Below are 12,388 nucleotides of genomic sequence, written 5' to 3'. Positions count from 1 at the left end.
GTCTAAGCACTTTTTAGAATAAGCTTAGATACAATTTAAGTATAGGATTCTAGAAAACCTATCCCTATAAAAAGTACTAATACACTACTAATAAGAAGACGGCGACTGTGAACAAACTGTACTTAACCTACAGTTAAATCCTGCGAGGAATAATAAATGCGTTCAATCACAAAATTGATTTGCGGTGGACTGCTTGCAACCGCTGTCAGCTCTGCTTTAGCTGCTGACGGACAAGCTATCTACCAAAAAGGCGGCTCCAATCCAGGCGCCATTGCGTGCATCACTTGCCATGGCCCAGAAGGCATGGGCATGGATGCAGGCGGCTTCCCTCATATTTCAGGCTATCCTGCTGAATATTTAAACAAGCAAATTCACGATTTCCGTTCTGGTACTCGTCAAAACCCTATCATGCTACCAATTGCTAACGGTTTAACAGACGAGGAAGCACTTGCAGTATCACAATATATTGCATCCATGAAATCACCAAAAACACCTGAAGTGACACGTGCCAAAAAACCTGAAGGCGAAGGTGAAACGCTTGCCTTGCGCGGCGACTGGACACGCAATATTCCAGAGTGTGTTGTATGTCACGGCCCTGGCGGCGTTGGTGTTGGCACATCTTTTCCACCTTTAGCAGGACAACATCCTAGCTATCTTAAAAACCAACTACATGCATGGAAAAACGGCACTCGTAAAAATGACCATGCAGACTTAATGGGCCATATCGCACGCGCACTCACTGAAAGCGAAATAGATGCCATTGCCCAGTATTTCTCAGGTTTAGGTAAATAAGGTGATGACCATGAAAAAACTATTATTAAGCACCTTAGCTCTTAGTGTTACTAGTGTAGCCTTGGCAGCCACACCAATTAAAATGGATGATCAGTCTCAACTACAGCCTTCTGCGCAAAAAGCAGCCGGCGAAAGCTACCATGTGCCTCCACTCGAAGCCGACTTGCCTGACAACGCATTTGGTGAAATGGTACGTAAAGGCCACGCGATCTTTGTTGATACCAAGCGTGAAGCGCCTGAATACGTTGGCAACGGCTTAAACTGCGTTAACTGCCATATGGATCAAGGCCGCCTAGCTAATGCAGCACCTTTATGGGCTGCATATGGTATGTATCCTGCTTACCGCAGCAAAAACAACAAAGTCAATACTTATGCTGAGCGCATTCAAGGCTGCTTTCAATTCAGCATGAATGGCAAGCCACCAGCTGCAGATAGCCCAGAAATGACTGCGCTGATCACTTACTCTTACTGGCTAGCCACCAATGCACCTACAGGTGTAGAGTTACCTGGCCGTGCCTACCCTAACGTAGCAAAACCCAAAGATGGCTATAGCCTAGAGCGTGGCAAGCAGGTTTATGCAGACCAATGCGCTTATTGCCATGGCCCTAATGGTGAAGGTCAAAAAGTAGGTGAAAACTACGCCTTCCCACCACTTTGGGGCAAAGACTCCTTTAACTGGGGCGCAGGCATGCACCGTATCAACACGGCTGCAACCTTCATTAAAGCTAACATGCCATTAGGTAAAGGGCACACACTAAGCGACCAAGAAGCTTGGGATGTGGCAGCCTACATGAACAGCCATGAGCGCCCACAAGATCCGCGTTTAGTAAATGGTTCTGTAGAAGAAACCCGCGTTAAATACCATGCGAATGATGGTGTTAACCTATATGGCGAAAAAGTGAATGGCGTTATTTTAGGGCAAGGCACTAAGTAATAACGCTTAAGCGTAAAAAAGCCGCTACCTAATCATAATTAGGAGCGGCTTTTTTATTAATTCTATTTTACTGGTGTTGGCGGCTTACGGTTCTTAGTATTAGAGCGTTTGAATTGACTAACGTATTGTGCTGTTTGGGCGCTATGACCTACAGGCACTCGCTCAACACTACCACCTTTTTTCAAGAACAACGCTGTTTGGCGAGCAATCATTTCACTCGTCAATTCTGACTCCTGTGCATTTTTCACACTCATCTTGTCCTCCTGATCTTTTGCAAGAATCAAACATGATAGCACAATGCTATAAACATTTCCTGACTACAGAGTCACAGCTTATTTCAATCCCTTTTCCTTTAAAAACTGGTTAATCGCTTTATTCTCTTTAGTCGCTAATGAATAAACGCTACAGCACTGCAAACTGCTTGGTAAAAATGGAGCAACTTCAGTAAAGAACTCTAAGCTAACTGCTTGTAAATACAGCTTTTTAAGGTGCGTTAAATACTGAATATTTTTTAACCGCTGCAAGCCTTTTAGTTTTCTTAAGCTAACTATTTGCAAATGCTGGCAATTAGTAAAATCTATTTCAGCAAGCTGCCCTTGGTTTTCAATAATTAAGTTTTTTAGCAAACCAAAACGCTGTAGCTCACCCAAACTACGCAAACCTCGAATACCATCAATTTTCAACGTATGTATAGGTAGTGCTTGAATGGCTTCTAAATTATCTTGCGCGCCTGAGTATAAAAATAACTCTTCAAGTTGGTGTAAATTATTGAGTATTGATAAATCAAGGTGAGGAAATTTTCTCAACTGTAACTTTTTAAGCTGCTTGAGGCTTTTGATACTTTCAATACCTTTCCCCTGCCCCCACAACACTAAAGAGGTTAAATTAGGAAAGCGTGTTAAAGCTTGCATATTGAGTTTTTGGTTTCGAATATCACGAAATTCTAATGACATAAACTGTTCTGGATGAGCAAAATGCTGCAAAAACTCAACATCTGTCCACAAATAAGGTGAAAAATCTAAATGACGCAAGTGCGACAACTGATAAAGACATTCTGGATTTAGCACAGCATTCAAACAGTTAATAGTAAGGTTAGTAACATCTGGAAGATGCACTAATACCTGAGCATCAAACTGTTCTTCCTGTCCATACATACCATAAAATCGTACATTTATTCTGTCTTGATAGGTCTGACAAAGCTTATTTATTTTTTTAAGCTCGGCAGGTTTGATTGCCGCCATATCATCAAATTGGAGTGTAATTTCGGGAGCCTCAAAGCCCTTAGCCAGGGTTGTCAAAATAGCGGCTGATGGATTGGTAAATCTATCCTTCATAACAACCTAACTCCAAAAACAAACGGCTACAAATAAACTAAGCACTTCACTTATTTCTACCCAAGCCCCTGCGGTATCACCAGTAGTTCCACCAATTTTCTGGAGCAAATTATGGCGAAACCAAAATAGCGCCAGCACATTAAATATAACTAACCAGACCGCCAACCAGCCCCAAAAAACCAGTAATAGCAGGTTAATCATAAATAATTTAGGCAATAACGAGCGTGGCAAGTGCTGTGAAATATAGCTACCCAGCCCTTGTTCACGAACATAAGGTACATTTGCCAGCAACCACAGTAAACCTAGCCGAGCCAACCAGGGCGCCAGTAGCAAAGGTGCAAACCACTGCAGCTCAAGTATCTTGACCAGCAGCACAAATTTTAAGAGTAATAATAAGAACAATCCAATCACAGCCATTGGACCACTACGCGGATCTTTCATTAAGGCTAAAGTGCGCTCCTTATCACCATGCCCACCTGCCCATGCATCTAACATGTCAGCAAAGCCATCAAGGTGTAACGCACCTGTCACTACCACCCAAAATACTAACAATAAAACCGCTTGCAGCCATGCATTTTGCTCAGGCAATAGATAGCCAATACCCCATAACACTGCACCTATCAATCCGCCAACCAATGGATAATATAAGGCCGAACGCCCCATTTCTTCTGGTTCTGGCATGCGCAACAAAGTAACCGGCACCCGTGTTAAAAACTGCAAGGCAATTAAAAAGTTAAACAATATCGCCTCTAGCCTTTACTGAAAAATCAAGATGATAAACATCGGCATGGGCAACATTTATTTGCAGTAATTCTTTTAAAGCAACACCTTGTGCACGGGCTAACAAGAGGCGAATAACACCTGCATGAGTGACTAACAGCAAGGTTTTATTGGCATATTCCTGTTGCAACTTAGCCACACCTTCAAAAACACGCTCCATAAAGCTTTGTGTCGATTCTGCATTAGGCGGGGTATAGGCAAAAGGATCAGCCCAAAACTTAGTTAACTGATCAGCATGATGCTCCATCAATTGTTCAGCAGTGCGCCCTTCCCAATCACCAAAATGAATCTCTTGAAATGCCGCATCAATAGCTAAAGGTAGCTGATGAACCTTGGCGTAATGCTCAGCAAAACTTAAACAACGCATGAGAGGTGAGGATATTACCTGATCAACCATGAGCTCATTTGGCAATGCATCAAGCATATGCTGCCAGCCAATATCGGTTAAAGCATCATTAAGCGTACCGCGAAATCCTCCGCCTTGAGTTGTTTCTCCATGACGTAAAAGCACTAATCGCATATAGATTTCCTATCCACCCTTGCCTGAGAAAAAGTTGCCATATTGGCATTAAGCATGCAGATATTGCGCAATAAAGGCACAGCCAAGGCTGCCCCGCTTGCTTCACCTAAACACAGGTCCAGAGCCAATAAAGGCCTCACCTGTAGCGCTTTGAGCACTGCCTTGTGCCCTATTTCAGCGCTTTGATGCGCAAACAACATCCAGTTAATGCTCGCTGGATTTAAAGCTTGCGCACATAATGCCGCTACTGAACAAATAAAACCATCGACTAACACACTAAGACCACATTGCGCCGCGGCTATGTAAGCACCTGTGATAGCTGCAACCTCAAAACCACCCAAGCTTTGCAAAACCAAGAAGGGAGACTGCGACTTTAGTTGATGAAGCGCTAAAGCTTGATCTATGACGTTTATTTTATGCTGCACGCCTGAAGGATTTAATCCTGTCCCCTTATCAACCATAGACTGCGCCGACTGATTTAATAAAGCACATGCCAAGGCTGACGCTGTTGTGGTATTACCAATACCCATCTCGCCTGCAATAAAAAGCTGAACCCCCTGCGCTTTAGCCCGTTGAACTGCTTGACGGCCAATACTGAGTGCTTGTTCTAATTGTTCAGCTGTCATGGCTGGCTGTTGCGTAAAATTTGCTGTGCCCTTAGCCACAGGCTGGTGCAACACTCCCTCCAGTTTAGGTGCTGACTGCAAAATACCGCAATCAATTACTTCCAAATAGGCATCTAGCTGCTTTGCAAGTACGCTAATAGCTGCACCGCCTTGGACAAAGTTGCCCAGCATTTGCCGAGTAACCCTTGCTGGATACGCTGATATTCCTTCTTCAGTAACGCCATGATCAGCTGCAAACACACTAATCCAGACCCTATCTAAATGAGGCTTAAGCACGCCTTGCATGGCCGCTAAATGCAATAAACACTGTTCTAAATAACCCAACGAGCCTAATGGCTTGGTTAAATCAGCATTGTGTTGTGCAGCTTGTTCTTGCGCCTGTCTATTTAATGCTAATGCTGGTTTTTTCCACCACATGCTAATGCTGCTCCTTTAAGTACCATAGGCAGCCCTGCCACAGTAAAGATAACACGCTGAGCTTCTTGGGCTAAGGCTTGATGCAGCCAGCCAGCCTGATCTACATACTGACGTGACAGTTCGCCCATAGGCACTACACCTAGACCTGTTTCATTGCTCACCAAAATAATATGTCCACGCTGCTGCACCAGCACAGATTGCAACGCCTGTATCTGTTCGTTCAGCAACTGCCTATTTTCTGTCAGTAATAAATTAGTTAGCCATAAGGTTAAACAATCAACTAATACACATGCATGGGCTTTCACATTCTGCTCAATAGCCTCGGCTAAGTAGATAGGTTCTTCACATAGTGCCCAAGTTGATGGGCGCTGAGCTTTATGCTGAGCAATACGTGCTTGCATTTCAGCATCTAAGGCTTGCGCTGTTGCGATATAGCAAACTGAACCCTCCACCTGTTGAGCTAATTGTTCAGCTAAACGGCTTTTCCCCGAACGCGCGCCACCTAAAATAAGCTCATAACTCATAGCGCTGGCTGCGCAATAATGCGCCAGTCATGCCCTATTGCGCGTATATCTTGAATACGTAGATCAACAGCTTGTGACATATGTTGGAATGGCAATGACAACAATGGGTTGGCCAATGCGCCCATTAATTTAGGCGCCATATAAATATACAGCTCATCTACTAACCCTTGCTCCACAAAAGCCCCCGCTAAGCGAGGCCCTGCTTCAACCAAGACTTCATTAGTACCGCGTACAGCTAGTTTTTTTAATAACTCAACTAAATTCACTTTGCCGTTCTGCTCGGTGAGGCAGAGGTATTCAATATCTGACTGATTTGCAACCCTTTGCAATGTGGCTACTAGCACTTTTCCTGCTTGAAAAAATGCAGCTGTTGTAGGCACTCTTAGTTGACTATCAATGAGCAAACGTTCAACAACGTATTTTTCAGCTAATGCCGTTTGCCACGGATCTAGCCCAAGCTCTGCTGATCGAACTGTTAATCGGGCTTGATCTTGTAAAACTGTATCTGCACCTGTAATGACTAGGCTAGATCTTGCACGTAAACGCTGTACATCACTACGAGCAGCTGGGCCCGTAATCCACTTGCTTTCGCCATTAGCCATTGCAGTACGTCCATCAAGGCTCATTGCCAGCTTCACACGCACCCAAGGCAATCCAGTTTCCATGCGCTTAATGAATCCACAATTAAGGCTGCGTGCTTGTTCTTCAAGTACACCTGAAATTACTTCAACTCCAGCAGCTTGTAGACGCGCCAAACCTGTACCTGCTACTTGAGGATTAGGATCTTGCATAGCCGTAACCACTCTAGCTACTCCAGCGCTCACTAGAGCATTGGCGCAAGGTGGTGTTCGCCCATGATGGCTACAAGGCTCTAGCGTGACATAAGCTGTAGCGCCTTTAGCCTGTGTTCCTGCCTCACGCAAGGCATGCACTTCAGCGTGAGGTTCTCCAGCGCACTGGTGCCATCCTTGCCCAACTACGACACCATTCTTCACAATGACGCAACCAACTCTTGGGTTAGGATGCGTGCTATATAAGCCCTGCTGCGCTAGTTGCAAAGCTTGTGCCATATAGGTTTGATCAATCATTTTTTTGGTTACGGTTAGCGAGGCGATCAATTTCATCGCGAAATTCATTTAAGTCTTGGAAGCAACGATACACAGAAGCAAAACGGATATAAGCAATTTCATCTAACTTATGCAGCTCATTCATTACCAATTCACCAACTAATAATGACTTCACTTCACGCTCGCCTGTTGCTCGTAAACGATGTTTAATGCGGGCAATGGCTTCCTCAAGTTTTTCCATGCTGACAGGTCGCTTTTCTAAGGCTCGCAACATACCAGCACGTAGCTTGTCTTCGTCAAAAGGTTGGCGACTACCATCTTGTTTAATCAGCCGAGGTAATACTAATTCAGCCGTTTCAAACGTCGTAAAGCGCTCGCCACAAGCCAAGCATTCGCGGCGACGTCGTACTTGATCACCATTGGCAACCAAACGTGAGTCAATGACCTTGGTGTCTGTAGTGCTACAAAACGGGCAATGCATAGATTCATCCGCCTTTTACAAATAGTTTCTCATGGTAACTGATCTTATCGGCAAGACAAACAGCAGGCGTTGCGCTATAACACAAGCACCCTATTTAAAGTGATTCATATGCTCAGTCCTACTTTACTCATTAAGCATCTACAACATTTCATCAGTGATGCGCAGTTATCTATTACACCGTTAAATACAACACCAATTCAATTATGGCTGATTGATCCAAACAATATGCAGCGCCACTTTACTGCCGAGGAAACACAAGCGCTGCTAAATGCACCGCCTTATTGGTGTTTTTGCTGGGCGAGCGGTTTTGCTTTAGCTAAGTGGTTATTGCAACATTCTGAACAGGTAAATGACAAAACCATAATAGATTTTGGCGCTGGCAGCGGTGTGGTCGCTATTGCCGCAGCACTAGCCGGAGCGAAAAAAGTTATTGCCTGTGATCTAGACCCCATAGCACTACAAGCCTGCCAAGCCAATGCTTACCTTAATCAAGTAGAGCTAAGCTACTGCCCTGATTTGTTGCAGATAGAAGAGAAAGCGGATTTACTAATAGCCGCAGATATTCTTTACGACTCAGCTAACTTTAGTTTACTAGAACAATTTCCTCACTACGCCAACGACTGCTTAATCGCTGATTCTCGTGTACGTAACTTTGAACATGCCCAGTACCAAACCCAAGAATTATTAACTGCGTGCACCTTGCCTGACTTACAAGAACCTGAAGAATTTAAAAATGTTCGCTTATACCGCTTGAAATCCGATAAAAAGTAGCCAGTTTATTTGCGCTTAATAGTACGATCTTTATAATGCGCAGATCTTTTTTCTTTACTTGAGGTAGGCCACGCTCTCATGGCTAAAAAACTTTATATCGAAACCCATGGTTGCCAAATGAACGAGTACGATAGCTCGCGCATGATGGATCTACTGGGCGAACATCAAGCCATGGAAACTACGGATGATCCTGCACAGGCTGATGTTATTTTATTGAATACCTGCTCAATCCGTGAAAAAGCACAAGAGAAAGTATTTTCTCAACTTGGACGCTGGCGCGAACTTAAAAAAAGCAATCCTGAGCTTGTTATTGGTGTAGGTGGCTGCGTTGCCAGCCAAGAAGGCGACGCTATTCGTCAACGGGCACCTTATGTTGATGTGGTTTTCGGCCCGCAAACACTGCATCGCTTACCTGAAATGATTGATGCAGCGCGCTCTACTGGCTCTGCTCAAGTAGATGTTTCTTTCCCTGAAATTGAAAAATTTGATCGTTTACCTGAGCCTCGTGTCGATGGCCCAACAGCTTTCGTTTCAGTCATGGAAGGCTGTAGTAAATACTGTACTTTCTGCGTTGTACCTTATACGCGCGGCGAAGAAGTAAGCCGTCCCTTTAATGACGTCATGATGGAGGTCATCCATCTAGCTGAAAATGGCGTGCGTGAGATTACCTTACTGGGACAAAATGTAAACGGCTATCGCGGCAATATGGAGGATGGCTCTATCTGTGATCTTGCCGACTTAATTCGTGCTGTAGCCGCTGTTGATGGTATTGACCGTATTCGCTATACCACCTCGCATCCACTTGAGTTTTCTGATGCATTGATTCAAGCCCATGCCGAAGTACCTGAGCTGGTTAAATACTTGCATTTACCAGTACAATCTGGCTCTGACCGTGTACTTGCAAATATGAAACGCAATCATACAGCGCTTGAATACAAGTCGCGTATTCGTAAATTAAAAGCCGCTGTGCCTGATATTTTAATTAGCTCTGACTTTATCGTAGGCTTCCCTGGCGAAACTGAAAAAGACTTTGAACAAACAATGAAGCTCATCGAAGATGTAGGCTTTGATTACTCCTATTCATTTGTCTATAGTCCTCGCCCTGGTACACCTGCGGCCGACTTAAACGACGATACTCCCGAAGCAGAAAAAAAGCGCCGCTTAGCTTTATTGCAGCATCGTATTAACCAGCAAGGCTTTGAGTACAGCCGAAAAATGGCTGGTACAACACAGCGTATCCTCGTAACGGACTATTCGAAAAAAGATCCAGGTATGTTACAAGGACGTACGGAAACCAACCGTATTGTGAATTTCCGTAGCAGCAATCCATTACTCATTGGGCAATTTGTTAACGTCTATATTGAGGAAGCAAAACCGCACTCATTGCTAGGTAGCCTAATTGAGTAGTGGCAATCCTCTAAAATCTGACCTTAGTCGGATAATTAGTTAATTAATTGAAATACAGTAGAACTTACATAAGAGTTCTGGTAATTTCGCCCGCTTAGTTTAGGTGCCTTAGGTAACTAAGGCATCAACACTCGGGATTTATAGTGTTTGAGAGGCGGTCATTATGCCCAACAAAGCAAAACCTCAAGGTGATCAACTAACCCGCGGCTTCGTTCCTTACAAGGAAACTAAAAACGAAGAATATATGAGCGAGAAAATGCGCGCTCACTTTGTTGACATTCTTAATAACTGGAAGTTAGAGCTTCTTAATGAAGTTGACCGTACTGTTAACTACATGAAAGATGAAGCGGCCAACTTTCCTGATCCAGCGGATCGTGCTAGTCAGGAAGAAGAATTTAGTTTAGAGCTACGCACACGTGACCGTGAGCGTAAACTAATCAAGAAGATCGACAGCACACTACAGCTTATTGCTGACGATGAATATGGCTGGTGTGACGCCTGTGGCGTAGAAATTGGCGTTCGTCGTTTAGAAGCTCGCCCAACCGCGACACTCTGCATTGACTGTAAAACACTGGCAGAAATCAAAGAAAAACAAATGGGTTCATAATACTTATTTGCTCGCTAAAAAAGCCCTCATTAGCTTATCTAATCAGGGCTTTTTTATGCTTTCTTGTTACATGAAACCACAGCCATTATTCAATAACATCTGTAATTTCGCTGTCTCGCTTTAATCTTCTGCAGCTAAGGCTTGAGTCACTTGCTCCAAGGCCAACTCTAAAGCGGCTTGATCAGCAAAGACTTCGCTTTCGGCAATCTGCTCACCATTAAGCATCAAACTAAAAGCTAAGCCTTTTTGTTCAATGGCAACCTCCTGCTCTTGTAAAGCTTTACTTGCCATACCCGCAGCTTTGCCATCGGCAAATCCTTTGGATAAAAATAATGTTTCCCCTTCGGCATTTAACAAGCGAAAACGAAAGCCTAGCTCATCACGAAAACTCACTAAACGAGACGACTTTTTGGCTTTTTTCTTAGCCGTACTCTTTACTTGAACCTGAGCATTAAATGAGCGCAAACCAACAGCAGCACGTAACTCTTCAAGGAAAGGCAGCGCAATAGCTCTTGCCTTTTTTGCTCCCATGAGCATGATATCTTCAAGGTCATCTGGACGAGCCATCAACTCATGATACTTAGCGCGAGGCTGTTCTAAGCTTGCATTAAGCAATTCAAATAAAGCCTGTTTAGCTTCTCCCCATGCTAAACCTGCCATTAAATCACTACGCATTTGCTGCTCTTGTTCAGCACTGGCGAAGGCTTTATAAATAGTAAACAAATGGGAATTATCAGGGTCTTTTGCTTCACCTGGTAACTTAGAGTCTGTCACTATGCGCATTACTAAATCGCGAAGCTGCTTTTCTGAGCAAAATAAAGGAATAGTATTATCATAGCTTTTTGACATTTTACGCCCATCAAGCCCAGGCAAAGTAGCTACAGCTTCTTCAATTTGCGCTTCTGGTAATGCAAAAAACTCTTTTCCAGCACCATATAAATGATTAAAGCGTTGAGCAATGTCGCGGGCCATTTCAACATGCTGGATTTGATCACGCCCTACAGGTACTTTATTGGCATTAAACATAAGGATATCTGCCGCCATTAACACAGGATAGCTGTATAACCCCATAGTCACACCTGCATCAGGGTCATTCCCTTCTTCCGTGTTCACATCCACTGAAGCTTTATAAGCATGAGCACGATTAAGCAGCCCTTTTGCTGAAACACAGGTCAAAAGCCACATTAGCTGCGGAATTTCTGGAATATCCGATTGGCGATAGAAAGTGGCACGCTCTGCATCAAGCCCCCCTGCCAGCCAAGTTGCAGCTATCGCTAAGCGTGATTCTTGCACACGCAGAGGATCACCACATTTAATCAAAGCATGGTAATCAGCTAAGAAATAAAACGACTCTGCACCCTGTCCGCGGCTTGCTTCAATCGCAGGACGGATAGCGCCAGCATAGTTACCTAAGTGTGGGATACCAGTTGTGGTAATACCTGTCAGAATTCGAGTAGTCATCTATCTATCGCTTAATACAGTTAATTCAAAGACGCGCAGCCACTAAGCTTTTTAAATCGGCTAGGTAGCCATGGAAAAAGTGGCTGCAATCGGCCACTTTAATCAACTCGTGGGGTAACTTAAGTTGATCTGACCAAGCATACACGCTTTTAGGCTCAATCACTTCATCTTGTTCAGGCTGAATCACTGTAGTTTGTGCTGTACGACAAAAAGGATGATTCATATCTAGACGATAAAACGCAGGTGCAATCATCATTAAGGTTTTAGTGGCAATTCCTTGTTGCTCTAAACGTGCAGACAATGCCCCTGCTACAAAGCCACCAAATGAAAAACCTAACAAATAAATTGGCATATCAGGGTGCTGTTGGCGAAACCAATTAAATACGGCTTGAGCATCATCTACTTCGCCTTGCTCCATATCATGATTCCCCGCACTTTGCTCTACGCCACGATAATTAAATCGTAGGGTTGTCAGGCCGGCATCACGTGCAGTACGCTGCAAAGTAGAAACAACTTTATTCTGCATAGTCCCGCCCTTAACAGGGTTAGGGTGACATATTAAGGCAATGCCTTTGGCATCTTCCTGTGGTAAATAGAGTGCTTCTAAATTGCCAACTGGGCCAGCAATAAATAAGGCTTGCTCACGCATGGTCAAAACTCCGATCCT

At 44.0% G+C, this 12,388-nt stretch carries 15 protein-coding genes; 5 read left to right on the top strand and 10 right to left on the bottom strand.

From position 1 onward, the window contains the following. The first annotated feature begins 156 nt into the window (after positions 1 to 156). Together VQ643_RS09020 and VQ643_RS09015 are read left to right on the top strand one after the other, a co-directional pair. Entirely contained in the window at positions 157 to 792 is a 636-nt protein-coding gene (locus VQ643_RS09020) for a c-type cytochrome (RefSeq protein WP_414199388.1), read from the top strand. A gap of 10 nt (positions 793 to 802) precedes the next feature. Continuing rightward, positions 803 to 1,726: a c-type cytochrome gene (locus VQ643_RS09015; RefSeq protein WP_414199386.1), complete on the top strand. Its 924-nt coding sequence runs from the start codon at positions 803 to 805 to the stop codon at positions 1,724 to 1,726. Positions 1,727 to 1,788: 62 nt separating this feature from the next. Here the strand turns inward: VQ643_RS09015 and VQ643_RS09010 are convergent, their stop codons facing one another. The 8 genes from VQ643_RS09010 to nrdR form a co-directional block, all read right to left on the bottom strand. Next, complete coding sequence (locus VQ643_RS09010) at positions 1,789 to 1,980, bottom strand: hypothetical protein (protein ID WP_414199385.1); 192 nt, start codon at positions 1,978 to 1,980, stop codon at positions 1,789 to 1,791. A gap of 78 nt (positions 1,981 to 2,058) precedes the next feature. Continuing rightward, complete coding sequence (locus VQ643_RS09005) at positions 2,059 to 3,060, bottom strand: hypothetical protein (protein WP_414199384.1); 1,002 nt, start codon at positions 3,058 to 3,060, stop codon at positions 2,059 to 2,061. Positions 3,061 to 3,066: 6 nt separating this feature from the next. Continuing rightward, entirely contained in the window at positions 3,067 to 3,801 is a 735-nt protein-coding gene (locus tag VQ643_RS09000; protein ID WP_414199383.1) for an adenosylcobinamide-GDP ribazoletransferase, read from the bottom strand. Next, positions 3,794 to 4,360 carry a histidine phosphatase family protein gene (locus VQ643_RS08995; protein WP_414199381.1) on the bottom strand — a complete coding sequence of 189 codons (567 nt, stop codon included), beginning with the start codon at positions 4,358 to 4,360 and terminating at the stop codon, positions 3,794 to 3,796. Before VQ643_RS08995 ends, VQ643_RS09000 begins: the two co-directional genes overlap by 8 nt. Further along, on the bottom strand, positions 4,351 to 5,403 hold the full coding sequence (gene cobT / locus VQ643_RS08990) for a nicotinate-nucleotide--dimethylbenzimidazole phosphoribosyltransferase (protein WP_414199379.1): 1,053 nt from the start codon (positions 5,401 to 5,403) through the stop codon (positions 4,351 to 4,353). Before cobT ends, VQ643_RS08995 begins: the two co-directional genes overlap by 10 nt. After that, the gene (gene cobU / locus VQ643_RS08985) at positions 5,379 to 5,927 is read right to left on the bottom strand and encodes a bifunctional adenosylcobinamide kinase/adenosylcobinamide-phosphate guanylyltransferase (protein WP_414199377.1); all 549 of its coding nucleotides are present in this window, start codon (positions 5,925 to 5,927) and stop codon (positions 5,379 to 5,381) included. Before cobU ends, cobT begins: the two co-directional genes overlap by 25 nt. After that, entirely contained in the window at positions 5,924 to 7,051 is a 1,128-nt protein-coding gene (gene ribD / locus VQ643_RS08980; protein ID WP_414199375.1) for a bifunctional diaminohydroxyphosphoribosylaminopyrimidine deaminase/5-amino-6-(5-phosphoribosylamino)uracil reductase RibD, read from the bottom strand. The genes cobU and ribD overlap by 4 nt, the downstream gene beginning before the upstream one ends. Further along, a complete protein-coding gene (gene nrdR, locus VQ643_RS08975) occupies positions 7,008 to 7,475 on the bottom strand; it encodes a transcriptional regulator NrdR (RefSeq protein WP_414199373.1) in 468 nt (155 codons plus the stop codon). The genes ribD and nrdR overlap by 44 nt, the downstream gene beginning before the upstream one ends. 108 nt (positions 7,476 to 7,583) lie before the next feature. On the opposite strand from nrdR, the gene VQ643_RS08970 reads away from it, so the two are divergent. The 3 genes from VQ643_RS08970 (at position 7,584) to dksA (ending at position 10,260) form a co-directional block, all read left to right on the top strand. Next, a complete protein-coding gene (locus VQ643_RS08970) occupies positions 7,584 to 8,246 on the top strand; it encodes a class I SAM-dependent methyltransferase (RefSeq protein WP_414199371.1) in 663 nt (220 codons plus the stop codon). A 78-nt stretch (positions 8,247 to 8,324) separates the two neighbouring features. Then, positions 8,325 to 9,653, top strand: a complete 1,329-nt coding sequence (gene miaB / locus VQ643_RS08965) for a tRNA (N6-isopentenyl adenosine(37)-C2)-methylthiotransferase MiaB (protein ID WP_414199370.1) — start codon at positions 8,325 to 8,327, stop codon at positions 9,651 to 9,653. A 163-nt stretch (positions 9,654 to 9,816) separates the two neighbouring features. Further along, complete coding sequence (gene dksA, locus VQ643_RS08960; RefSeq protein ID WP_414199368.1) at positions 9,817 to 10,260, top strand: RNA polymerase-binding protein DksA; 444 nt, start codon at positions 9,817 to 9,819, stop codon at positions 10,258 to 10,260. A gap of 120 nt (positions 10,261 to 10,380) precedes the next feature. On the opposite strand, the gene VQ643_RS08955 is transcribed toward dksA, so the two are convergent. Both VQ643_RS08955 and VQ643_RS08950 read right to left on the bottom strand, forming a co-directional pair. Then, on the bottom strand, positions 10,381 to 11,721 hold the full coding sequence (locus tag VQ643_RS08955) for a tryptophan--tRNA ligase (protein ID WP_414199366.1): 1,341 nt from the start codon (positions 11,719 to 11,721) through the stop codon (positions 10,381 to 10,383). A gap of 25 nt (positions 11,722 to 11,746) precedes the next feature. Further along, positions 11,747 to 12,370 (bottom strand): alpha/beta hydrolase, encoded by a 624-nt coding sequence (locus VQ643_RS08950; RefSeq protein WP_414199364.1) that lies wholly within the window; start codon positions 12,368 to 12,370, stop codon positions 11,747 to 11,749. Between the last annotated feature and the right edge of the window lie 18 nt (positions 12,371 to 12,388).

Source organism: Pseudomonas sp. F1_0610 (genome assembly GCF_047470865.1).
Lineage (GTDB): Bacteria > Pseudomonadota > Gammaproteobacteria > Pseudomonadales > Pseudomonadaceae > JAZDRH01.
Note: the sequence above shows the minus strand (reverse complement) of the source record. Positions and strands in the feature narration are given on the sequence as shown.

Excerpts from the sequence above, each read along its gene's own strand:
- VQ643_RS09020 (WP_414199388.1), top strand. The coding sequence starts at position 157 with ATGCGTTCAATCACAAAATTGATTTGCGGTGGACTGCTTGCAACCGCT.
- VQ643_RS09015 (WP_414199386.1), top strand. The coding sequence starts at position 803 with ATGAAAAAACTATTATTAAGCACCTTAGCTCTTAGTGTTACTAGTGTA.
- VQ643_RS09010 (WP_414199385.1), bottom strand. The coding sequence starts at position 1,980 with ATGAGTGTGAAAAATGCACAGGAGTCAGAATTGACGAGTGAAATGATT.
- VQ643_RS09005 (WP_414199384.1), bottom strand. The coding sequence starts at position 3,060 with ATGAAGGATAGATTTACCAATCCATCAGCCGCTATTTTGACAACCCTG.
- VQ643_RS08995 (WP_414199381.1), bottom strand. The coding sequence starts at position 4,360 with ATGCGATTAGTGCTTTTACGTCATGGAGAAACAACTCAAGGCGGAGGA.
- cobT (WP_414199379.1), bottom strand. The coding sequence starts at position 5,403 with ATGTGGTGGAAAAAACCAGCATTAGCATTAAATAGACAGGCGCAAGAA.
- cobU (WP_414199377.1), bottom strand. The coding sequence starts at position 5,927 with ATGAGTTATGAGCTTATTTTAGGTGGCGCGCGTTCGGGGAAAAGCCGT.
- ribD (WP_414199375.1), bottom strand. The coding sequence starts at position 7,051 with ATGAAATTGATCGCCTCGCTAACCGTAACCAAAAAAATGATTGATCAA.
- nrdR (WP_414199373.1), bottom strand. The coding sequence starts at position 7,475 with ATGCATTGCCCGTTTTGTAGCACTACAGACACCAAGGTCATTGACTCA.
- VQ643_RS08970 (WP_414199371.1), top strand. The coding sequence starts at position 7,584 with ATGCTCAGTCCTACTTTACTCATTAAGCATCTACAACATTTCATCAGT.
- miaB (WP_414199370.1), top strand. The coding sequence starts at position 8,325 with ATGGCTAAAAAACTTTATATCGAAACCCATGGTTGCCAAATGAACGAG.
- dksA (WP_414199368.1), top strand. The coding sequence starts at position 9,817 with ATGCCCAACAAAGCAAAACCTCAAGGTGATCAACTAACCCGCGGCTTC.
- VQ643_RS08955 (WP_414199366.1), bottom strand. The coding sequence starts at position 11,721 with ATGACTACTCGAATTCTGACAGGTATTACCACAACTGGTATCCCACAC.
- VQ643_RS08950 (WP_414199364.1), bottom strand. The coding sequence starts at position 12,370 with ATGCGTGAGCAAGCCTTATTTATTGCTGGCCCAGTTGGCAATTTAGAA.